18 protein-coding genes are annotated in these 20,684 nt (G+C 69.0%); 10 read left to right on the top strand and 8 right to left on the bottom strand.

Going from position 1 to position 20,684, the window contains the following annotated elements:
- Window positions 1–1,054 precede the first annotated feature (1,054 nt).
- From AC069H_RS38885 to AC069H_RS38875, 3 genes are all read left to right on the top strand, one after another.
- Window positions 1,055–1,552: a hypothetical protein gene (locus tag AC069H_RS38885; protein ID WP_478235640.1), complete on the top strand. Its 498-nt coding sequence runs from the start codon at window positions 1,055–1,057 to the stop codon at window positions 1,550–1,552.
- Window positions 1,553–1,696: 144 nt separating this feature from the next.
- Window positions 1,697–2,386: a sigma-70 family RNA polymerase sigma factor gene (locus AC069H_RS38880; protein ID WP_478235639.1), complete on the top strand. Its 690-nt coding sequence runs from the start codon at window positions 1,697–1,699 to the stop codon at window positions 2,384–2,386.
- Between the two features lie 95 nt (window positions 2,387–2,481).
- Complete coding sequence (locus AC069H_RS38875; RefSeq protein WP_478224818.1) at window positions 2,482–3,252, top strand: hypothetical protein; 771 nt, start codon at window positions 2,482–2,484, stop codon at window positions 3,250–3,252.
- Here the strand turns inward: AC069H_RS38875 and AC069H_RS38870 are convergent.
- Entirely contained in the window at window positions 3,242–3,505 is a 264-nt protein-coding gene (locus AC069H_RS38870) for a hypothetical protein (protein WP_478235638.1), read from the bottom strand. The genes AC069H_RS38875 and AC069H_RS38870 overlap by 11 nt on opposite strands.
- A gap of 94 nt (window positions 3,506–3,599) precedes the next feature.
- On the opposite strand from AC069H_RS38870, the gene AC069H_RS38865 reads away from it, so the two are divergent.
- Window positions 3,600–4,049, top strand: a complete 450-nt coding sequence (locus AC069H_RS38865; RefSeq protein WP_478235637.1) for a MarR family winged helix-turn-helix transcriptional regulator — start codon at window positions 3,600–3,602, stop codon at window positions 4,047–4,049.
- A gap of 60 nt (window positions 4,050–4,109) precedes the next feature.
- Entirely contained in the window at window positions 4,110–5,282 is a 1,173-nt protein-coding gene (locus AC069H_RS38860; RefSeq protein ID WP_478235636.1) for a PucR family transcriptional regulator, read from the top strand.
- Here the strand turns inward: AC069H_RS38860 and AC069H_RS38855 are convergent.
- Window positions 5,279–5,662, bottom strand: coding sequence for a hypothetical protein (locus AC069H_RS38855; protein ID WP_478235635.1), 384 nt, complete (start codon window positions 5,660–5,662; stop codon window positions 5,279–5,281). The genes AC069H_RS38860 and AC069H_RS38855 overlap by 4 nt on opposite strands.
- 237 nt (window positions 5,663–5,899) lie before the next feature.
- On the opposite strand from AC069H_RS38855, the gene pgfA reads away from it, so the two are divergent.
- The gene (gene pgfA / locus AC069H_RS38850; RefSeq protein ID WP_478235634.1) at window positions 5,900–6,934 is read left to right on the top strand and encodes a cell envelope lipid trafficking protein PgfA; all 1,035 of its coding nucleotides are present in this window, start codon (window positions 5,900–5,902) and stop codon (window positions 6,932–6,934) included.
- On the opposite strand, the gene AC069H_RS38845 is transcribed toward pgfA, so the two are convergent.
- Window positions 6,928–7,626: a class I SAM-dependent methyltransferase gene (locus AC069H_RS38845; RefSeq protein ID WP_478224824.1), complete on the bottom strand. Its 699-nt coding sequence runs from the start codon at window positions 7,624–7,626 to the stop codon at window positions 6,928–6,930. The genes pgfA and AC069H_RS38845 overlap by 7 nt on opposite strands.
- Window positions 7,627–7,774: 148 nt before the next feature.
- Between AC069H_RS38845 and AC069H_RS38840 the strand changes: the two genes are divergently transcribed.
- Window positions 7,775–8,932 (top strand): glycosyltransferase family 4 protein, encoded by a 1,158-nt coding sequence (locus AC069H_RS38840; protein ID WP_478235633.1) that lies wholly within the window; start codon window positions 7,775–7,777, stop codon window positions 8,930–8,932.
- A 43-nt stretch (window positions 8,933–8,975) separates the two neighbouring features.
- Here AC069H_RS38840 and AC069H_RS38835 read toward each other — a convergent pair whose 3' ends face one another.
- From AC069H_RS38835 to AC069H_RS38825, 3 genes are read right to left on the bottom strand one after another with little or no spacing between them, the layout of a single operon-like run.
- A complete protein-coding gene (locus tag AC069H_RS38835; protein WP_478235632.1) occupies window positions 8,976–10,037 on the bottom strand; it encodes a hypothetical protein in 1,062 nt (353 codons plus the stop codon).
- A gap of 4 nt (window positions 10,038–10,041) precedes the next feature.
- A complete protein-coding gene (locus tag AC069H_RS38830) occupies window positions 10,042–10,221 on the bottom strand; it encodes a hypothetical protein (RefSeq protein ID WP_016335312.1) in 180 nt (59 codons plus the stop codon).
- A gap of 3 nt (window positions 10,222–10,224) precedes the next feature.
- A complete protein-coding gene (locus tag AC069H_RS38825; protein ID WP_478235631.1) occupies window positions 10,225–11,916 on the bottom strand; it encodes an MmpA family trehalose lipid delivery protein in 1,692 nt (563 codons plus the stop codon).
- Between the two features lie 68 nt (window positions 11,917–11,984).
- Here AC069H_RS38825 and AC069H_RS38820 point away from each other — a divergent pair, with 68 nt between their 5' ends.
- The gene (locus tag AC069H_RS38820) at window positions 11,985–13,178 is read left to right on the top strand and encodes a lipopolysaccharide biosynthesis protein (protein WP_478235630.1); all 1,194 of its coding nucleotides are present in this window, start codon (window positions 11,985–11,987) and stop codon (window positions 13,176–13,178) included.
- 119 nt (window positions 13,179–13,297) lie between these two features.
- Entirely contained in the window at window positions 13,298–14,239 is a 942-nt protein-coding gene (locus AC069H_RS38815) for a hypothetical protein (protein ID WP_478235629.1), read from the top strand.
- Here AC069H_RS38815 and AC069H_RS38810 read toward each other — a convergent pair.
- The gene (locus AC069H_RS38810) at window positions 14,207–18,145 is read right to left on the bottom strand and encodes an alpha-(1->3)-arabinofuranosyltransferase (protein ID WP_478235628.1); all 3,939 of its coding nucleotides are present in this window, start codon (window positions 18,143–18,145) and stop codon (window positions 14,207–14,209) included. The two genes, AC069H_RS38815 and AC069H_RS38810, sit on opposite strands and share 33 nt — an antisense overlap.
- Window positions 18,146–18,176: 31 nt before the next feature.
- Here AC069H_RS38810 and AC069H_RS38805 point away from each other — a divergent pair, with 31 nt between their 5' ends.
- On the top strand, window positions 18,177–18,944 hold the full coding sequence (locus AC069H_RS38805) for a class I SAM-dependent methyltransferase (protein ID WP_478235627.1): 768 nt from the start codon (window positions 18,177–18,179) through the stop codon (window positions 18,942–18,944).
- Here the strand turns inward: AC069H_RS38805 and AC069H_RS38800 are convergent.
- Entirely contained in the window at window positions 18,938–20,683 is a 1,746-nt protein-coding gene (locus AC069H_RS38800; RefSeq protein WP_478235626.1) for a hypothetical protein, read from the bottom strand. The genes AC069H_RS38805 and AC069H_RS38800 overlap by 7 nt on opposite strands.
- Window position 20,684: the final 1 nt, after the last annotated feature.

Here is a 20,684-nt window from a genome sequence, read left to right as displayed (position 1 = left end):
GGTTGTTGGGGGAGTGGGGGGGGGGGGGCGGGGGGGGGTGGGGGGGGGGGGGGGGGGGGGGGGGGGGGTTTTTTGGTTTCCAACCCAAAACCCCCCCCCACGACCCCCTTGTGAAATCGACCATCTGGGCATCACTCGGACATCGAGTCAGCGAAAAGTGTCCTTGGTGGAACACTCGGGGGGCGCGGTCGGCTCCTGTCGGCCAGTCCAGAACCACGGCCGCGAAGGCCGCCTATGCCTTGAGCCAGTGAAGGGGTCCTTCACCGCAGAGGCTCGGTCACGCCACATTTGCCCTTCCCCTCAATAACCGTCTTTATCACTCACGACTCCCTCGCGAACCCGCGCGAATGCCTCAAACCGGGCACCGGATTCAAGGAGGGTGTCCCTTGTGGACGGTCGCTGGAACTTCGGTTTCGGCGTGGACTCGCTCGGCGCGACGGTCGCGATCCGTCCTTGCGTCTCCATCGGCGCCCGAGCGTTCGGATAACCGGCGTAGTAGCCGGGCACGACCCCGTTCCACGGCGAGCGCGGCCGCGAGATTCTGCTCGGCCGCCGCCCACGACGTCGAGCCGCACGACGGTTCCGAGGAGATGCCACCGGTGGAGGTAGTCGTCCATGGCCCGGCGCCGGTGTTCACCAGTGTCCGTGCACCGGCGATGATCTCCGGCGGTTCCCGCCCACCCGGCGGGCGACCTCCTGGAGACCTCGGATGTGGGGCAGCACCTTGTCGCGGAAGTCCTCGTCGCCGGAAGCCTGAGCCGATGGAGGCAGGCCCGGCCGCAGGGCGAGCCAGAGGCCGAGAAGTCAGACGTATCCCGCGGCGAGCGGTGCCCGGAGCTCCCGCGGTCCGGGAAGAAGACTCGACAGCATGGCCTCCGCCCGCCGACGACCGGTCGCACCAGGCGACGTCTTCCGGTCTCTCACCGTTACAGAACCCGCGACGTGAGCCGAACGGCGCAACCCGCACCCCCACCAGCGCCAATCGGCGGGCCTTCGGGTTTAGCGCTCGCACCGCGGGGTAACGGGAATCGGCACGACGAACGAGGGGCCCGACATGACACTCACTGCCAAACGCGCGCACATCGTCGCCCGCGACCTCCTTTCGCTCACCAGATCGGGTGAAGCCGACCGGCTCGCCACCGCGCTGGTGTCCATCGCTTCCTCCACCCGGCGCGCACCGGCGTTCGGCGACGTCGTCGGACGACTGGTCGACACGTTCTCCTTGGCGGCCAAGGATCGCCGCCGGTCGCTGCGGATCGGTGAACCGTTCACCCTGCGACTGCGGGATCACGCGGGTATGGCGGTCCGGCCGGACCGGCTCGATCCCGGCGTGGCCGCGATCGTCCGCGCCATCGCCGCCAGCGTCCGCGACGACCGGGTCACCTGCGCCGACCAGATCGACGAGGCCTGCGAGAACGCCGATCTCGACCAGCGGATCCGGGTTCTCGCGCATTGCCTGGTCTGGACGTCGGATCTCCTCAGCACCGATACCACCGCCTATCCCCCAGTACTGTCCTGCTTCAAGGTGGCACGCGACCAGTGTCCACAGTAGACATTGCGCGGTTCGGATGACTTCCGGCACGTCGTGTGGACATCCCTCTCGGGGAGCGGCAAGCTGGACCACCGCGCACGAAGTCCCAGTCCCCGATGACGGGCGCACCTTGGCAGGCAGTTCCCCTGAACCAGGAGTGCAGACTTGGACGAGGTAGCGCCATCGACGGTCCCCGCGGACTCCCGTGCCGCCGCCACGGCGGGACGACTGCCCAACCCGGACAGCAGAGTGGTCCGGGCGGCCGTGGCCGGTGATCCGGACGCGATCCAGGAGTTGACCCGTTTCCTTTGCCCACACGTGTTCCGCTACTGCGCGAGCAGGCTCGGGAGCGCAGGAACGGGCGCTTGCGACGCACAGGACTGCGCACAGGAGGTACTGCAGGCGGTCCTGATCGCCTTGCCCCGCTACCGGTACCGCCCGGACCGGTTCCTCGCGTTCGCCCTCGGGATCGCCGGGCACAAGGTGGCCGATCTACACCGGCGCCGTTCCCGCGAACCGGTCGCCTCCGTCCCGGAGATCGGCGACGGGCTGCCGCTCTGGACCCGCCGCGACCCGGACGAGATCGAACGCCTGGAACACCGGCTGCAGGCCGGTGTCCTGCTGGCGAGATTGCCGATGCCGCACCGGCAGGTGCTGGCGCTCCGGTTCGTGTTCGGGCTTTCGGCCGAGGAGACGGCCGAACGGCTCGGCCTGCCGAGCGCGGGAGCGGTCCGCGCGGCCCAGTTCCGCGCGCTCGCGCGGCTTCGGACACTGCTCACCGAGCGGAACGCCCATTACGCGAATGATGTCCCGATCATCGGACAGGCCGCCGAACCGGAGCTCGTCCCGGTATAGAACCGTCCACTTCGGACCGTTGATTTCTTGTACGCGCCTTGTACGGGGATCCGCCATCCTGTCCCCCTATTCGGGGAAACCACTGGAGGACAGAGATGAAGATCCGATCGAGGATCGCCAGAGGCGCGGTGGGCACGATCGCCCTGGCCGGGGCGATCATGCTCGGCGGCGCGGGCGAGGCGCTCGCGGCGACGGGCACGGTGAACACCGACTCCGGGGTGGCGGTGACCGTGCGGTCGAGCCCGAGCACCAGCGCGAGTTCGGTCGGCACCGTCGCGAGCGGCACCGCCGTCACGATCGACTGCCAGACGAACGGCTCGACCGTGACCGGGAAGTACGGCACCACCGACATCTGGGACTACGTGCCGTCGAAGGGCGGCTACATCAGCGACGCCTACGTCTACACCGGTTCGGACGGCCGCGTCGCCCCGGACTGTGCCGGCAGCACCCTTTCCTGCTCCACTGCGGGCACCGGCAACCCGCGGACCTGCGCCGAAGCCGTCGCGTGGGCGAAGGCGCACGTGCACACGAACAACGATCCCAACTACTACCGCTGGTGCGACCGGATCAACGCGTGGGCCTACGGCTGGACCGCGAGCGGTTCGGAAACCGCCTACGTGCACTGGACCCAGATCCCGGGTTCGTACAAGCACCCCGGTGACACCCAGGTCCCCGCGGGCGGGCTCGCGTTCTTCAGCAACGGCGGCACCGGGCACACGATGATCTCCATCGGCGGCGGCAAGTTCCTGTCGAACGACATCCACGGCCCCGGCAGCTTCACCGAGACCACGATCTCGGAGATCAAGAACGCGTGGAACTACACCTATCTCGGCTGGTCGCAGCCGTGGTTCAAGATCAACCACTGAGCGCGCGAGTGGCCTCGAAACGCTGCCGGACGAAGGGGTCCTCGTCCGGCAGCGTTTCCTCCGCCCGCCAGGAGAAACTCTCGCCGGTCAGCTCGGAGAAGATCCACCGGCGCCGGACACCGTCGGTGTCGGCTTCGATCTCGAAGCCGTCCTCCGTCGGCTTCCCGAGGAACGGGATCACCCAGCCCTTGCCGGGGCCGAGCCAGGTCGACCGGAACGCGCCGATTTTCTCGTCGTAGAAGCGCAGACTCATCCGCCACTCCCCGTCCACCCCATCGCCCCTGCTCGCCCCGGGCGGGACTGATCCACACGTCGGCCAGCGCACGGCCGTCGAGCGCCCAGCCGAAATGCCATTCACCGTCGACGGTCCGGACACTCCCGTCCTCGGCGTAGTCGCGGACGTCTACGAAGTGGCGGGCCTGAGCCGCCGGATCAGCGAGCGGGAGGCCACCGGACCGGGCACCACGGTCGCCCGCTGGCACGTGCTCAGTACGGTGTCCGAGGAACCGCTCGCCGTCCCCGCCATAGCGCGGCGACTCGGACAGGTCCGCCAAGCCGTGCAACGCGTCGCGGACGACCTCACCGAGGCGGGCCAGCTTCGCGCGGAGCCGAATCCCGCCCATCGCCACTCGCCCCTGTACGCCATCACGCCCGCGGGCACACGGTTGCTGGAGCGCCTGTGGGACGCGAGTGAATCCCGGCGTCGCGCCGTGCTCGACGACAGCGGTGTCACCCCCGATGAGCTGCGGCAAGCCCGCGACACACTCCGCAGGTTGTCAACGGAGCTCAGCTCGTGAAACCACCCTTTCGTCGCATCGTGATAAAAAGCGGCCACTCGATCGGGTTAGAGTTGACGGATGGGCACCGAAGCTCTCGCTACTCCCGCACCCCGGGAGCAGCGTGTGCTCATGCAGGCGATGCTCACCCGGCTGCCCGAATTCAGTGATCGCCTCGCCCAGCTCCTCAGCGACGAGGACGAGTTCTATCACCAGGTGGACAGCACCGCGCCGGACGAGTTGCGCAAGGTCTGCCGCGCGAATCTCGAACGGGCGCTGACCGCGCTCGTCGAGGGGCGGGGACTCCCGCTCGACGCGGCCCGCAAGACCGGGCTGGCCCAGGCCAGGCAGGGTATCCCGCTGCCGTCCGTGCTCCGCGCGTTCCGGATCGGCGGGATCTTCGTCTACGAGCGTCTGCTGGAGCTGGCCGGCCCCGGCTTCATCAACCCCGCCCGCACGGTGGAGATCAACTCCAACGTGTGGAAGACCATCGACCTCTACTCCGACGCGCTGACCACCGCGTACAGCGAGGTCGCCGCCGAACTCTCCCAGGAGAAGCTCGCCCTGCTGGACGGCCTGCTGCAGGGCCGGTTCGCCACCCAGGCCGAGCTCGAGAACGCCGCAAGGGAACTCGACCTCCCGGCGGCGGGCACCTTCGTCGCCGTCGTGACCGAATCCATCGAACCGGACGAACCGCCCGGCGTCGAAGCCCTGCTGCGAGCCCGGCGCTGGAAATCGGCCTGGCGGCCCGGCGCCGAGGTCGGCCTGGTCGTGATCGACCGCGTCGAGGACGTCCGGCGGCTGCGCGACGTACTGGGCACCCTGCCCCTGGCGGTGGGGATGAGCAGGCCGTTCAACGGATTCCTCGAGATACCGGACGCGGTACACCGCGCCCGGATCGCCCGCCGCTCACTGACCACCGGTGCCGCCGGCGTCGCCGTCTTCGGCGACTCCCCGGTCACCACGCTGGTCGCGAGCGCGCCGGAGATGTCGCGGGACGTCCTGCGCTCGGTGCTGGCCGGGCTCCTGGTGCTGCCCAAGCCGGAACGGCAGGTCCTGCTCGACACGCTGGTCGCGTGGTTCGCCGGGCACGGCTCGGCCAAGGAGGCCGCGGACCGGCTGATCGTCCATCCGAACACGGTCCGGTACCGGCTGCGCCGGGTGCAGGAACTGACCCGGCGCGATCTGTCCGACCCGGTCGACGTCGGTGAGCTCTACGTCGCGCTGGAGGCGGTCCGGCTGGCGGACGCCTAGCTCCTTCTCTCCGGCGCCATGTCGGCGTCGATGATCCTCGCGAGGTCCAGCAGCGTGTGCCCGAGACCGGGCCGCGCGGTCAGCCGCACCGCGAGGGTCCGGCCGCGCGCGGTCGTGGCGACCGGCAGGGTCACCTCGGGGTTCGCCGATCTCGTCCACTGTGGACGTCTGCTGGCCGCCGACACGACGATGTCGGGATGCGGGGACCGCCGCCCGGGGCGCCACCGTGATCTCCTGGCGTCGAGATCACGGATCACGTTGCCGTGCAACGAAAGCAGCGCGGCGACGTCGGCGACCGCGTCGCGGAGCTCGACGTCGGTGATCGAATCCGAGTAGGCGCCGATGTCCAGCGCGCGGGGATCGTTCAGGTCCTGCGGCACAGAGTTCCTTTCCACGCACCGGAAGTCGTCCGATGGTGGTCCCGCTCACGTTGTTCCCGGGAACAAACATGTTTGGCTGCCTGCGCCGAATGGCGGCGCGCGTACCGCCTTCCGGTCGCACGCGGTGCCTATGACCGCCGGTCACACCTTTGACGCTGACCGGCCCAGGAGCCAGTATCTGGCGACTGATTACCGATGGGTAATGTTGATTTTTCCGTGGTCTCACCAGGAGGACCGTTGCGTCGAGCGTTGAGCCTGATCTTCTTGGCACTAGGGGTGTTCGCCGTCGCCGGCGCGGTGTTGCTGCCGACCTACGTGAAGCCCGAGCTCGCCAAGGTGCCGCTGAACCAGGAATCGACGTCGGTCCTCGAAGGCACCGCGTCCAAGGTGCTCGCGGTGAAGACCGAAGGCGGCAAGACCGTCACGGAGATCCGTGACGACGCCAAGCTGAAGGCGACCGCCCGCGTGGTGGCGAACTTCGCGCCGCCGGAGATGCGGGAGGGCACGGACGTCGCCGTGTGGCTGATGGCCGTCTCGGTCGTCGACACCAGCGACCAGACCGTGGTCAGCGCGAGCAAACGCCAGGTCTGCTTCGACCGCCGCACCGCGGAGGGGTACGTCCCGCCGGGCGGCGACCAGGAGGCGAAGTGCTCGGCCAACAGCAGCTTCGTCACCAAACTCAAGGAGAAGCCCGAAAAAGAGGGCGAGAAGCCCGAGGAGGTCCAGGAGTACAAGCCGCAGCCCGGCCTGAACTTCAAGTTCCCCTTCGGCACCGAACAGAAGGATTACCAGGTCTACGACGACAACACCGGCCGCCCCGTCCAGGCCCGGTTCAAGGGTGTCGAGGACATCAAGGGCGTCGAGGTCTACAAGTTCGTCCAGGAAATCCCCGACACGAAGATCTCGACGAAGAAGGTGCCGGGCTCGCTCATCGGCGCCGCCGGCGACTCCGTCGAGGCGGGCCAGTTCTACCAGGGCACCATCACGAGCTGGATCGAGCCGGTGACGGGGATCCAGGTCAAGCAGGAACAGCGGTCGCACCAGGAACTGCGGTCGGCCGCGAATCCCACGCCCACGGTGGTCTTCGACGGCAAGCTGGCCTTCACCGACGCGACGGTCGACGCGATGGTCAAGCAGGTGGACGAGAACAAGGGCAAGCTGGACTTCATCGGGAGCACCGGGCCGATCGTGCTCGGGATCGGCGGCGCGGCTTTCCTCGCGCTCGGGGTCTTCCTGCTGGTGAAGCGCCGCCCCGCCCCCTCACGTCACTGACGCTTGCGCAGCACCATCACCAGATTCCACGACGCGACTTCCCGGATCCCGGGGACGTGCGCGATCCACTGGGCCCAGGAGGGGTGGTAGCGCGGGTAGACCTCCTGAAGATCGGCGAGCGGCGCGGCCTTCCCCCACCGGATGGCCGCGCCGGCGGAAAAGGCGAAAAGGCTCTCCCCGAATTTGTTCTTCGGCTCCTTGCCGTTCTTTTCGAGATAACGCCGCCGGGCGTAGTGGCCGCCAAGGAAATGCCACGGCGCCGTCTCGTGACCGCCCCACGGCGAATACCACGGCGTGAACGAGGCGAAAATCGTGCCGCCGGGTTTGGTCACCCGGCACATCTCGGCCAGCATGACCTCGGGTTCGGAAACGTGTTCGAGGACGTTCGACGAATAGCAGACGTCCACGGACGCGGTGCGCACCGGCAGTTTCGTCCCGCTGCCGCGGACCATGTTCTCACCTGCCTCTCCGCGCGCCGTCAGCTCTCCGACGTCGGGATCTATGCCGAGGTACGTGGCTCCGGCGGCGCGAAACGCATCAGAGAAATAGCCGGGCCCGCCACCGACGTCGACGATGGTCCGTCCGTTCAACGGAGTGTGCCGCGCCAATTGACGGACCGAGTCGTCGGCGAGCACCGAGTAGAAACCGTCCGGATCCGTCTGTTCGGTGAGAAAGGCCCGGAACAACGTCACCGATCTGCGCAAAGTGGCGCGATGAGGCATCGTTGCTGGGGTCACCGACCGATTACCGACCATCGAACCATCGCTTTCCGAGAATGATTCCTCTACCGTGTACGCACCGGTAACCTAGCATTGTCGCTAACAGGTTGGGAGAACCACGATGGAAAGGCCACGTGTGCTGCTCGTCAACTGGCGCGACACCGGGCATCCGGAGGGCGGCGGCTCCGAGCGGTACGTCGAGCAGATGGCCGAGGGACTCGCCAAAGCCGGATACCGGGTCGAGATCCAGTGCGCCGCGTACCCGGGCGCGAACGCCGGGGAATGGCGCGACGGTGTCCGCTACCGCCGCCGTGGCAACAAGTTCGGTGTCTATCTCCATGCGCTCCGGGCGATCCGTAAAGCGCACGCCGACCTCGTCGTCGACGTCCAGAACGGGATGCCGTTCTTCGCCAGGCTCGTCGCCGGCTGCCCGGTTCTCGTGCTGGTGCACCACGTCCACAAGGAACAGTGGATCAGCGCGCTCGGCGAGACGCTGGGCCGTATCGGCTGGTGGATCGAGTCGCGGCTGGCGCCGTGGCTGTTCCGGCACTGCCGCTACGTCACGGTTTCCGAGATCACCAAGGGCGAACTGGCCGGACTCGGTATCGAAGGCTCGCGGATCACCGTGGTACCCAACGGGTTGGACACTCCCCCGCGCGGCAAGGCCGTCCGCGAGACCGAGCCGACGCTGGTCGCGGTCAGCAGGCTGGTGCCGCACAAGCGGATCGAGCACGCGATCGACGTCGTCGCGGAACTGAGCCGGCGCTGGCCGACGCTGAAGCTGGAGATCGTGGGCCAGGGACCGTGGGAAGAGGTCTTGCGCAAACACGCCCGCGACCGGGGCGTCGAAGACCGCGTGCGGCTGCACGGCTGGGTGGACGAGGACGAGAAGCACGAGATCCTGGAACGGTCCTGGCTGCACCTCTGCCCGTCGGTCAAGGAAGGCTGGGGAATCGTCATCATGGAGGCCGCCGCGCACGGCGTGCCCTCGGTGGCCTACCGGGCGGCGGGCGGGGTGGCCGAATCCATCGTGGAGGGCAAAACCGGGCTGCTGGCCGACGACTTCGCCGATTTCACCGCGCAGGTCGACGGTCTGCTCGCCGACCGGGTGCGGCGGACCGAAATGGGCAAGGCCGGCATCACCTGGGCGAGCCTGTTCGACTGGGAACACAGCGTGAACCGTTTCGAATCACTCGTGCGCGACGTGGCCGGGGTGGCCATCCCCCATCCCAGGGTCCTTACGCCTGTTGGCGGAGCTGAGGTTTTGTCCGGAACGTGACCCTAGCCGTGAACCCGCTGTGTCGAATCACCGGCGGGTTCGCCTACAGACACTGACGCCGCAAGGCTTCCACGATCCCGTCGGCCAGGTCGGCCGTGGCGGCGTCGTCGAAGTCCTTGCGGCGTGCGCGCACGGTGACGGTACTCGTCTCGCCGACGGTCACCGCACCGAACGCCACGCCTGAGCGGCCGCTGGCGGCGGGATAGAACGCGATCGACGTGACCGCGTCCGCCGCCGAAACGACGCCGAGATTGGAAACCAGGTAGGTCGAACCGAGCCTGCTCGCCAGCAGCCGGGTGCCCAGCCGGGCGATTCTGCTGCTGCGGGCGGGAAAATCGGGTTCCGGCGGCTGCGCGGCCAGCAGCGCGCCCACTTCGGCGACCGTGGGTTTCCCGCCGAGTCGCAACCGGAAGAACGCGCTGTCGTGCAAGGGTTCGGGCGCGGCTCCACTTCGACAGGACGCGCCGACCGCGGCCACCACCCTGATGGCTTCCTCGCCGTGGCGGGCGTTCCACGTCTCGGTCAGCTTGGCGGCGGCCGCCGCGAAGGCCGAAGACCCGAGCCGCGAGCGAGGGAGAATCCTCGCGCTGAACACGTCTCCTGGGCGGCTTTCGGCCCGTTCCGGGGTGATTCTCGCCGGAGGCGCGAAAAGTGCTTCCGCGAGGCGCTGGAAGGCGGAAACGAGAAAGGATCGATCGGCCGTGCGTGCGCCGATTCCCTTGGCGGCGGACGAGATCGGGATGTCCAGGGTCAGCCCGAGAACGGCGAGCAGGCCGAGACCGTCGAGGGCGCCGTGATGCGCGGCGATCAGCACGACGGGCTCGTCGACACCGACCGCGACCCGGATCAAGGGCGCACCGCGTTCGTACGAGGTCTCGGCGAATCGATCGCGGATCGCCGGAAGTTCTTCGCCGGAAACGGCCACGACTTCGGGAGCGGCTCCGAGCCACGGCCGTTCCTCGACCGCGACCGCCAGCCGCATCCGCGCCTTTTCCGGCGTCAGCACCGAAGACAGTCTCGCTTCCAGGAGGATGCTCCAGGAAACGGTGGGGTCGCCGTAGAGCCCGACGACCCGGCCGGCGTGGTCGGAAGCGAGCTCGGACACCGGCTCAGCGGTTGCCGTAAATGACGTGCTCGGGGCTCGAGTTCGGGTTGAACTGCTCCTTGATCTTCGCCTGCACCTGGGGTGCGGCGTCCGGATCCGCGGTGTTCGTCAGCGCGTAACTCCCGCCCGCGGCCGTCGCGAGCCCGATGATGACGGCGGCTGCCGCGCCGATGAGGGTGCCCAAGACCTACTCCTTCCAAGACAGGGAATTCCTGCGTCGGCTCAATGTACGCACCGGTAACTTAAGGCACAACAGTGCGGCCGCGATCGATAACAGCGCTACTCCGTTTGCCAGCACCACGGGGATCGGCGATCGCGTCCCGGTCACGGCGGGCTCACCGGGAGTGCGGTAAAGCGTGAGCCAGTCACCGGACCACACCGGTTCCGCGCCGGTCAGCAACCGCGGGTCTACTCGGCCCGGCGTCCCGTGTTCGACCAGGATCCAGCCGATTCCCGCCGATGACAGGTCTTCCGCCGACCGCGCGGCACGGACACGGTCCATTCTGGAATCCTCGCCGGAGATCTCCTCGCCGCCGACGCGCAGCGTGTCGTCGACGAGCACGGTCTCGGGCAGTGCCCGCGGCGCCGGATCCAGCTGTGTCCGGTGGTCGTTCCAGGCGAAACTCCGGAACGTGGACAGCGGTAGCGTGACGACGTCGCCGGGCCGGCCGTCTTCCGCCAGCACCCGGTGCACTTCGCTCCAGTCCGCCGGGTAGCGCACCGCTTCGAGCCTTCCCCAGCCGCCCCAGGCGAGATCGGGCATGGTGAGCAAGGGAAAGAGCGCGGCGGCCACGACGAGCGCCCCACGCGCCGCCCCGGTCCGCAGGCGCGCGGCGGCGGCTTCGACCGCCAGCGCGAACCCGAGCGCGACCGGAAGCGCCCACCAGGCCACCCATTTCTGCGCGTCCCGCAGCAGTCCCGCGCCGGGGACGTGCCCCATCGCCCAGGAGAGCACGGGCTCGCCGAACGGCAGTGTCGCCAGCGCGGCGAGCACGACACCGAGAACTCCCAGCAGCAGCAGCGCTCTCGCCGGCGGTGTCCCCCACTTTCGCGCGAGGGGGCGGAGCCCGGCCAGCGCCACGGCGACCGTGACGAGGATCAGCACCGGGGCCATCGGCGCGCCCCGGCTGCCGGGGACGACGTCACCGTTCCAGATCCCGCCGAGCCCGAGCACGCTCAGGATCGCCGGGCCCCAGCTTTCCGCGCGGGCGCTGAAGGCGGCCACCCCGGCCGGATCGGACAGCGTGCCGCCGTCGTGCAGGAGTGTCGGGACGAGCCACGGAAGGTTGAGGACGACGGCGAGACCGACGGTGTGGCCAAGTTTTCGCGGTCCGGCCAGTGCGATCGCGGTGAGCGCGGCCAGTACACCTCCGGGTGGCGTGAGCACCGCTGGGGCACAGGCGAGCACCAGCCCCGCGAGCGCCCTCGGTTCGTTCCGGCGCAGGGAAAGCGCGGCGCGCACGATCCACGGGAGGCAGGCGTACGTGAGCAGCAGCGGCCAATGCCCGATGAACAACCGCTCCGCGAAATAGGCCGTCCACGCGTACCCGGTGGCCGCGACGATCCGCGTACCGAGTTGCTCCGTCGGGACCAGCCGCCCTGCGCCGTATGCCGCAAGGAACAGCGAGAGCAGCAGAATGATTTTCTGGACGACGTCGCCGGGGACGACCGCGGTCGCGAGCGCGATCACGGCGTCCGCGGGAACCGATCGCGGCAGGGCGGAACCGAGTCCGAGCGCGTCCGGGATCAGCGACTGACGCTGGGCGAACACCATGTCGTAACTCAGCACGAAGCCGCGTCCGAGCACGGGCAGGAACACCAGCGACGCCAGCCCGGCCGACACCGCTGCCAAGGCGAGACGTTCGCGCCGTGCGTCCAACTGCTCTTCCCTTTCCGCCGCGATCGCGGTTATGGTCGCTCGATTACTCGCCGGTAATGGGAGCACCGTTGAGCGTAGACGTCGAGGAGACCAGGACCGACAAGCGTGTCGCGGCGATCCTCGTTTCGCTCGCGCTGGCGGCCAACAACGCCGGCGCCTACGCGCTGAGCATCATCGCCGCCCGGCTGCTCGCGCCGAGCGCGTTCGGCGAGCTGAGCTCGCTGCTGGCGGTGCTGGTGATCGGCGTCGTCCCCGCGATGGGTCTGCAAACCGTCGTCGCGCTGCGGGTCGCCCGCAAACCGCAGGACAGTGGGACACTCCTCGCGCTCGGCCTCACGACGAGTGCCATCGTCGCGACCATCGGCCTGCTCCTGGCGCCGGTACTGGTCTTCGTGCTGCACCTGGATTCCGTGGTGCCCGCGCTGCTGCTCGCCGTCACACTCGGCCCGCTGACGCTGCTCGGCCTCTTCCACGGCCTTTTGCAGGGCAGCGGCCGCTTCGCCCTCCTGGCCGGACTCATGGCGCTCGAAGGCGCGGGCAAGGTCGGCGGCTCGCTGATCGGCCTGCTGATCGGCGGCGACGCCACCGGCGCGCTGGCCGGGACCGCGATCGGCTCGTACCTGGTGATCTTCTGCGGCTGGGTCCTCTGTGGACGGCAGCGACCGCGGAAGGCGGGCTGGCACGCGGGCGAAGTCCTGCACGCGGCGCAGGCGATGCTGGCGCTGGTCCTGCTGGTGAACCTCGACCTGGTGCTGGCGCGCCACACCCTCCCCGCCACCGAAGCCGGCGAATACGCACTCGGCGCGATCGTCACGAAGATCGCCTACTGGCTCCCCCAAGCCGTCGGCGTGCTGGTACTCCCCCGCTTCGCGAACGGCGACGACCGCCGCCGCATCCTGCCCGCCGCCCTGGCCGTCTGCGCCGCCCTCGACGCCGTCGTGCTCCTCGTCTCGGTGGTCGCCGGCCCACGCCTGCTCTCCTTCATCGGCGGCTCCGGCTACGCCGCCAGCACCATGCCGGTCTGGCCGTTCGCCCTCGCCGGCTCGATGCTCGCACTGGTGCAGATCCTGCTCTTTTCGCGCCTCGCCGCCGGTGACCGGCGGGTGACCGTGCTGATGTGGACGACCGTCGTGGTGGAAACGGTGCTGGTGACCGCTTGGCTGCACTCGTCGGCTGTTCAGGTGGTGACCGTCGCTGCCTGCTGTGCCGGGGGTCTGGCTCTGTCCGGTGCCGTCCTGGAGTTGCGGTCGCGTCGCGCCTGACCGGCACTGTGTGGATTTTGGGACGTCAGATGTCCCAAAATCCACACAGTCACGCATCAAAGGTCCGGTCACGAAGCCGGGCGCCGGGTTATGTCGGTGATCGACTCCATGCTGGTCCCGTGCGAAGGGGAGACTGGGCTCGCCACCCACTGATCACCAGCGGTTCGCGGGTGATCACGGCGAAGGAACTCGAAGCCGTCGGCATGCCGCGCCGGACGGTCTCGCGACGCTGCGAGCCCGGCGGGACGTGGCGGATGCTGCTGCCCGGCGTCGTGCTGCTCCAGAACGGCGAGCCCACCGACGAACAGCAGATCCACGCCGCCCTGCTGCATTCCGGCAGCGGCTCGATCCTGACCGGTGTACGGGCCCTGGAGCGATATGGCCTGCGCAATCTCCCGGACACCGAGGAGGTCCACGTTCTCGTCCCGGCGGAACGCTCGGTCACGAACAGCGGCTTCGTCCACGTCGAACGGTCACGACGTCTCCCGAATCCCAGGCCACGGTCCGGCATCCCGACAGCTCCAGTACCCCGAGCCGTGATCGACGCGGCGCGGAGGACACCGGATCAGGACACCGTCACGGCGATGATGGCCGAGTCCGTCCAGCGCGGCTTTTGCCTTCCGCGGGCGCTCGCGGACGAACTCGACGAAGGCAGACGGCCAGGCGCAGAGCCGTTGAGAAGCATGCTCCTGCCGATCCTGGGCGGTGCCCGGTCGGTCGCGGAAGCCGATGCCTGGCGTCTCTGGCAACGATCGGATCTTCCCGAATGCCGCTGGAACGTCAAGATCTTCGACGCGAACGGCACCTATATCGCCCAGCCGGACGGCTGGTGCGACGAATTGGGCTTCGCCTGGGAAATCGATTCCCTCGGGTACCACGCGGGAGATGCCGGCTTTCGGGACACGCTTGCCCGCAACGCCCGCTATGCCGCGGCCGGGATCGTCGTACTCCAGACGCTGCCCTCACGGCTGCGTTCGGAGCCCGGCAGGGTCGCGGCCGAACTTCGGGCGGCACTGGACAGTGCCCGCCTACGACCTCGGCCCGACGTCCGTCTCAAGTGAACGTCCACCGAACCAAGGCACACAAGTCGCCACCATCGCCGCCGCCGCCAGCAGCAGCGAAGCCTGGGTCACCGGACCGTAGGCCCACTCCTGACCGTGCCCCAGCAGCCGCCCCACCACCGCGACGATCGTTCCCACGACCATGCCGCCGACAGCGAGGTACCGTGGCGCGCGTTCGCTGAACTGGCGGGCGAGCAGGACGGCGATCAGCAGCACGATCGGCAGCATCCCGCCCAGTACGGCCAGCAGTCCGATGAGGACCACCGGGACCAGCCGCCCGGAGCCCGCCTCCACCGGAAGACGTCGACGGCGGGCGGGCCAGAGCGCACCGATCAGCACCAGCAGGATCGCGACCGCGCCGATCAGCAGACCCGACCGGTACTTCCAGTCCGGGGCGAACTCCAGCTGCACCACGCCACCGGAGCCGGCGGGCAGGAACCACGCCTGCTGCCAGCCGTCGACGCGGGTCTTCACCAGCGGAGTCCCGTTCAGCGAGGCGGTCCAGCCCGCGTTCGCGTTCTCCGGGACGGCCAAAATGGACTCGTCACCATCCGCGACGGTGACCGACCGGGACGTCGCGTCCCAGGAGTCCACGGTGACTGCACGATGCGTAGCGGGCGAAACGGCACGGCCGGCGGGTTTGAGCCACAGGTCCTGGACCACAAAGGACTCGGACCGATCGGTCCGGAGTTCGTGCCCGCCCGCCGCCAGGTCGACGCCGCCCGCCGAATCGGGGCACGCGGACAGCGTCAGCGGCCGGTGCGCGACGAAGTCGGCGAGGGTGCCGCGTACGGACGTGTCGTAGTCGAAGCCGTCCAGGCGGACGTTCGGCCCCGATCCACAGGGCAGGGTGAATTCCGCTGCCGGGGCGGGAAGTTCAGCACCGGTCAGGGACAGGCTCCCGATACCCAGCGAGTTCCGCGTCCGCTGGTCGTCGTCGAGGCCGGCGAACGTGATCTTCAGCTGCGAGGTTTCCAAGGGGGCGAAGGTCGCGGCACCGGAGGAGTCGAGTTCGACCGAACGGCTCGACGTCGGTGTGGTCAGTTCCAACCGCGCGGGCGCGCCGGTGTCGGCGGCGACGCGGATTCCCGAGATCGTCTGGGGTTTCGCCCAGTCCAGGGTCAACGTCGGCCGCAGGTCGGTGACGTCGGGCAGCCACGTGGTCGCGGGATTCCCGTCCACCGCGGCGAATCCGCTCGCCGAGGGATCCCCGCCCAGTTGCGAAGTCGCCGATACCTGCACGCCGGGCAAGGTCACCGGGAACCGGCCACCGCCGGCGGGCAGCACGGTGCCGCCGAACTCGTAGGCGCTCGGCGACGTCGTCGAGAACAGCCGCCGGATCCCGTCCGGTTCTTCACCGTCGCGGCCCGCGTTGGCATCGCAGCGGACATGCCCTCCGTCGGGCACGCACGCGTAACGCGGTTGCGCGCCCCTGGTGAACGCGAAGCCCGGCGCAGGGCCAGGCCCGAGGTCGGCGGGGACTTCGAGCGCGCGTTGCGGGTCGACGCCGGGGATCTTCAGTTCCGAGATCCCGACGTTGCCGTCCTGCCTGCCGACCACGAGCGACAGCAACGTGATCCGCACCTTGCGCGTCACCCCCGCGGGCGCCGGGTAGGTGTGCGCCCCCGCGCCCCGGACGACCTGGTGATCGACGGAACCGTTGTCCGTGGTGATCCGGATCCGGGTCGGCGGCCAGCCGACGCGGATGTCGTCGACCATCGCGAGATCGACCGAGTTCACCAGCCGCGGGGTGTCGAGTTCGACTTCGAGCCACTCGCCGATCGGGCCGGTGAAACTCGACGAATGCCAAGCGGTGCGTGGATCCCCGTCCAGCGCGGCGAACGGCTGATGGCTCGGGTCCGAACCGCCGAACGCGTCCGCGAACGAAGCCGCCGTCGACGCGTCGACCGAACGGATCCCCCGGTACGCGGCCACGGTCTGGTGCTGCTCGCCGGGGAACGGCAGCACGTCCAGGGCGGCTCGTTGCTGCCGCGCGGATTCCCCGGCGGTCAGGGTCTGGCTCAGGTTGTCCCGCACGCCGCCGACGTTGCGTTCGGCGCGGCGCAGCCCGTCGGTGACCAGCCTCGGCCCGGTCGGCGAACCGCCGTCCCCGGTCAGCACCGTGGGTGTCCCAGGGTCGAGCTGCCCGGAGTTCATCAGCGGCAGCAGGTTCTCCGGACCGCCGCTCACCGTCGGGACGTCCTTCGCGGACGTCGCGGTGACGAGCGGCACCGGCCGTTTCACCTCGAAGATCTCCAGCGGCCCGAACTGGGCCGACTTCTCGATCCCCGGTGACCCGGCCAGCCCGGCGCGCAACGTCGTGAAATCGGGCGCGCCGACCTTGGCGCGGTCGATGTCGCCGCGCAGCACCAGGAACCGGTAGCCCGACCGCGCGAGCAACTCCGCGAGCCCGGGATCCCCTCTGCCGTCGGCCAAAGCGGCGTCGACCGAGTCCATCAGGCGGGTGTTGCCCTCCGAGCCCAACGGCACCTGATTGCGCACCGCCCACGGACTGTCCGCGATGGGCTGCGCAGGTTCGTCCACCGTGCGGCCCCAGTCGTACTCGCCGAACCCGGTCGCGGGCAACAGCAGGGTACGTGCCGTCGCGTCGGTCTTGGCGACGTAGCCCATGGCGTCGTACCAATATCCCGGCACTTCGTCCCAGCCCGGTCCTGGCCGCAACGTCAGCAACCACACCGGCGCGGCCATCGCCACCACCAGCAAGGCGCCCAGCACGGGCCGCAGATTCCGGCGCAGCGCGGGCGCGGCGCTCGTGATGCCGTGGACGAACGCCAGCATCAACGGCAGTCGCAGCACCGGTTCGAACTTGTGCACGTTCCGCAACGGCGCGAGCGGGCCGTCGAGCAGATCCCGCACCGGTTCCGCCAGCGGGCTGTCGAGCGTCCCTACATAGCCGACGGTCAGCAGCGTCAGCCCGGTCAGGACGCCGAGCACCAGGAAACGCCGTTCGGGCAGGCCACGCCGCGCGAGGCCGAGCAGCCCCACCGCGGCCACCAGCCCGGTGGCCGCCATCAGCACGGGATTGTCGATCAGCGCCCAGCCCGACGGCCACCACGGCGTGCCCTGCACGACGTAGGCGACCCACTGGTTCGTGCCGCGCAGCACCTCGAACAACGACATCGGCGCCGTGGTGTTGGTCGCGGATTCGATGTAGTCGAGGAACGGCAGGCTGTATTGGCCGAGCAGCACCAGCGGCAGGAACCACCACAGCACCACGCCGACGACGAAGACGAACCACCAGATGACCAGCGCGACGTGTGTGCTCCGCCATTTCCGGGTCAGCAACCACAACCCCGGGAGCACGAGCGCCATCACGACCATCGCGCCGTTGATCCCGCCCATGCACAGCACGGCGAGCGCGGACAACCCGGCGGCACGGCGCGGCGAGCCGATGCGGTCGGCGAGGATCAGCGGCAGCAGCACCCACGGCAGCAGGACGGCCGGCAGCATTTCCGAGGACAGCGAACCGATTTCGGTGACCATCCTCGGCGCGAGGGCGTAACCGACTGCTCCGATCAGCCGAGTCCGTTCGTTCCCTATTTTCAGCGCGCGGGCCACCAGCAGGGCGCCCCCGAAGGCGACCGAGAGCAGGATCGCGCACCACAACCGCTGCGCGATCCACACCGGGATCCCGACCGCCTGGCACAGCGCGAAGAACGGTCCCATCGGGAACAGGTAGCCGTATGCCTGGTTCTGCAACTCCCCCGCCGTCGCCTGGGGATTCCACAGGTGCAGCGCCCTGCCGAGGAAGGCGAGCGGATCCACGGCGAGATCGAGTTTCGTGTCGAAGGTCGTCCTGCCGGGACGCTGCACAAAGGACAGCACGGTCAGCGCCAGCACGATCCACGTGCTCGGCCGTTTCACGAGCGCCCCGGGGGTTACCATCCGGTAGATACTAGGCGGAAACGTGGCTACTATGCGCCTACCCATTCGTCCCCGCGACCTGAGCAGGTGCGTCATCACGCAGAAGCAAAGACCCCTGACGGACGGTTTCGAAGAAGCGTGGTCGCTCGCCGAGCCGGTCAAAGGCTGGATGACCCGCGATCAGGGCCTGGCCTTGTGGAACGCGGCCCGCCACCTATCCGAAGGCGAACTGATCGTCGAAATCGGCAGCCACCAGGGCCGTTCGACGATCGTGCTCGCCAGTGCCGCCCGCACGGTCGGCGCGCGGGTGGTCGCCGTCGATCCGTTCGTCGACGGCCGCCTGTTCGGCGGATCGCCGACACGCCAACGGTTCGAGGCGAACCTGAGAAAGGCGGGTGTCGAGGACGTCGTGGAGCTCGTGGCGGAGTACAGCACGAAACTCCGCCCGACCTGGGACCGTCCGATCCAGCTGCTCTACATCGACGGCAAACACGACTACTGGACCTACACCGACGACCTGCGCTGGTCGGCCAACCTGGCCGATGGCCGGGAAATCCTGGTCCACGACTGTTTTTCGTCGATCGGCGTCACCCTCGGCACCATCGCGAAAGTCCTCTTCGGACGGCGCTACACCTATCTCGACCGCGCGACGTCGCTGGCCCGGTTCCGGCTCTCCCCACCGTCGCTCAAGGACAGACTGCGCGTGCTCGCCCAGATGCCGTGGTTCCTGCGCAACGTCGGGATCAAGGTCCTGCTGCGGCTCCGGCTGGCGCCCGTTGCCAGGGTCTTCGGCCACGACAGCCCGTACGACCCCTACTGAGTGAGCGGCTTGCCGACGTCGACCTTCCTGAGACAGACGGGAGCACCCTTGGCGGACAACTGAAAGCCGATCTTGTCGAACAGGCCCTCGATCGGCAGATACATCGTGTGCAGGCCGGGCTGGAACCACACCGGCACGCGGATTCCGTCGCGGTCCACGAACCCTTCGCCGCCGTCCGAGGTGAAATAGTCGATCCGCAGCAGGTGGCGACCGAGAACCGGCGTGTCCAACGGAACGCGGACCAGGTGCTCGCCGACGGTGTACCCGCAGCCCGCCACCGGGCCGGGCACGCCGCGGGAAACCGGTTCCACACCGGTGATCGTCCGCGCGGTGCCCGCATCGTCCAAAAGAGACATCCGGCTCGTCGGCTGGTCGAACAGGAAGCCCGGGATCAGCCCCACCACCCGTGACGTGCGGGCGTTTTCGCCGAACCAGCCGTGCAGGACGTCGTTCGGCACCGCCGTGTCGAACAGCACGAGATCGGGGTCCCGTTCGATCGAGGCCCGCGCGTTGGCGAGGAACTCACGGGAGTGGTCGAACCGCAGTCCGGGCGCCAGCCGGGAGAACCCCACGGCGGAACTCGCGAGCAGGGCGAGGCACAGCGCCAGGGCGATCGGGCGTTTCGCCGCGGACGGCACGATATCCGAAGGCCGGTCGAGCGGCCTCGGTTCCAGGAAGGCGAAAGCGAGACACAGCACGACGACGAGCGCCAGATCGGCGACGTAGCGGGGATCGCTGCCCAGTTCCGGGCCGACCTCGGTGAGCCGGGTGGCCGCCGAAAGCCCGATGTCCGCCACGAACACCAGCCCCAGCAGCAGCCACGCCTTCTTGGCCCGGAGCCCGCCCACGCGGATCCCTGCGACCAGCACCACGACGGCCAGGAAGAGGAGTGGAATCCGCACCGCCACGGGTGAAGCGGCGAACGTCGCCCCGGGCCCCGGGCCCGACCAAGGCCCGCCCACGAGTCCGGGGATCAGGGTGTCACCGAGCATCCGGCCCGTCATGTCCGCGACCGTGCCGACGGTGACCGCACCGCCGCCTTGCCCGACCTGGCTCGTGGTCAAGGCCAGGAAAACGACGGCGTAGCCCGCCAGGACGGCGGCGAGGACACCCATCAGCACGAGGTGACGGCGCAGGGAAATGCCGAGCAACACGGTGATCCCGGCGATCAGCACCGGGATGAACACGGCCTTCTCGTAGAAGGCCAGCCCGAACACGGTCCAGGCAACGGTGGCGATCGCCCAGCGCCCGCCGTCGGCGAGATACCGCACGTGCGCGTGGAGGGCGGCGGTGGCGGCCAGCAGTACGGGCGCGATCTGGATGGCGTACGCCCACCACAACGTCGGGACGAGCAGCAAGGTCGACGTCGTGAACATCGTGAACGGGACGAGAATCCCCCACCGGCGCCCGAAGCAGCGCACGAGTATCGCCCACAACAGCACCGAGGACGCCGCCTGCATCACCAGGACCGGCGCCATCAGCGCGGCGAAGTTCAGGGGCGCCCACGCGGTCAGCACGTCGGCGAGCAGGAATCCGCCCGGCGCGAGATGGCCGTGGTAATCCTGGAAGAAGTAGCCGAAGTCGAACGGGCCCGACTTCGCGGCGTGGTAGGTGATGACGAAATCGTCTTGTGCGAGGCTGCCGTGCAGGGCGGCCCACGCGTGCAGCACGAACGGAATCACACCGGCGGCGAACGCGGCCAAGGTGACCGGCGAAGGTCTTTTCCCCCGGAGAGCCACG

The organism is Amycolatopsis sp. NPDC043887, from assembly GCF_056435665.1.
The sequence above is the reverse complement of the archived record's forward strand: the minus strand, read 5'-3'. Positions and strand labels throughout refer to the sequence as shown.

Bases quoted from the DNA above. Each gene is read 5' to 3' on its own strand.
- AC069H_RS38885 (WP_478235640.1), top strand. From the start codon at position 1,055: ATGACACTCACTGCCAAACGCGCGCACATCGTCGCCCGCGACCTCCTT.
- AC069H_RS38875 (WP_478224818.1), top strand. From the start codon at position 2,482: ATGAAGATCCGATCGAGGATCGCCAGAGGCGCGGTGGGCACGATCGCC.
- AC069H_RS38870 (WP_478235638.1), bottom strand. From the start codon at position 3,505: ATGAGTCTGCGCTTCTACGACGAGAAAATCGGCGCGTTCCGGTCGACC.
- AC069H_RS38865 (WP_478235637.1), top strand. From the start codon at position 3,600: ATGCCATTCACCGTCGACGGTCCGGACACTCCCGTCCTCGGCGTAGTC.
- AC069H_RS38860 (WP_478235636.1), top strand. From the start codon at position 4,110: ATGGGCACCGAAGCTCTCGCTACTCCCGCACCCCGGGAGCAGCGTGTG.
- AC069H_RS38840 (WP_478235633.1), top strand. From the start codon at position 7,775: ATGGAAAGGCCACGTGTGCTGCTCGTCAACTGGCGCGACACCGGGCAT.
- AC069H_RS38810 (WP_478235628.1), bottom strand. From the start codon at position 18,145: ATGGTAACCCCCGGGGCGCTCGTGAAACGGCCGAGCACGTGGATCGTG.
- AC069H_RS38805 (WP_478235627.1), top strand. From the start codon at position 18,177: ATGCGCCTACCCATTCGTCCCCGCGACCTGAGCAGGTGCGTCATCACG.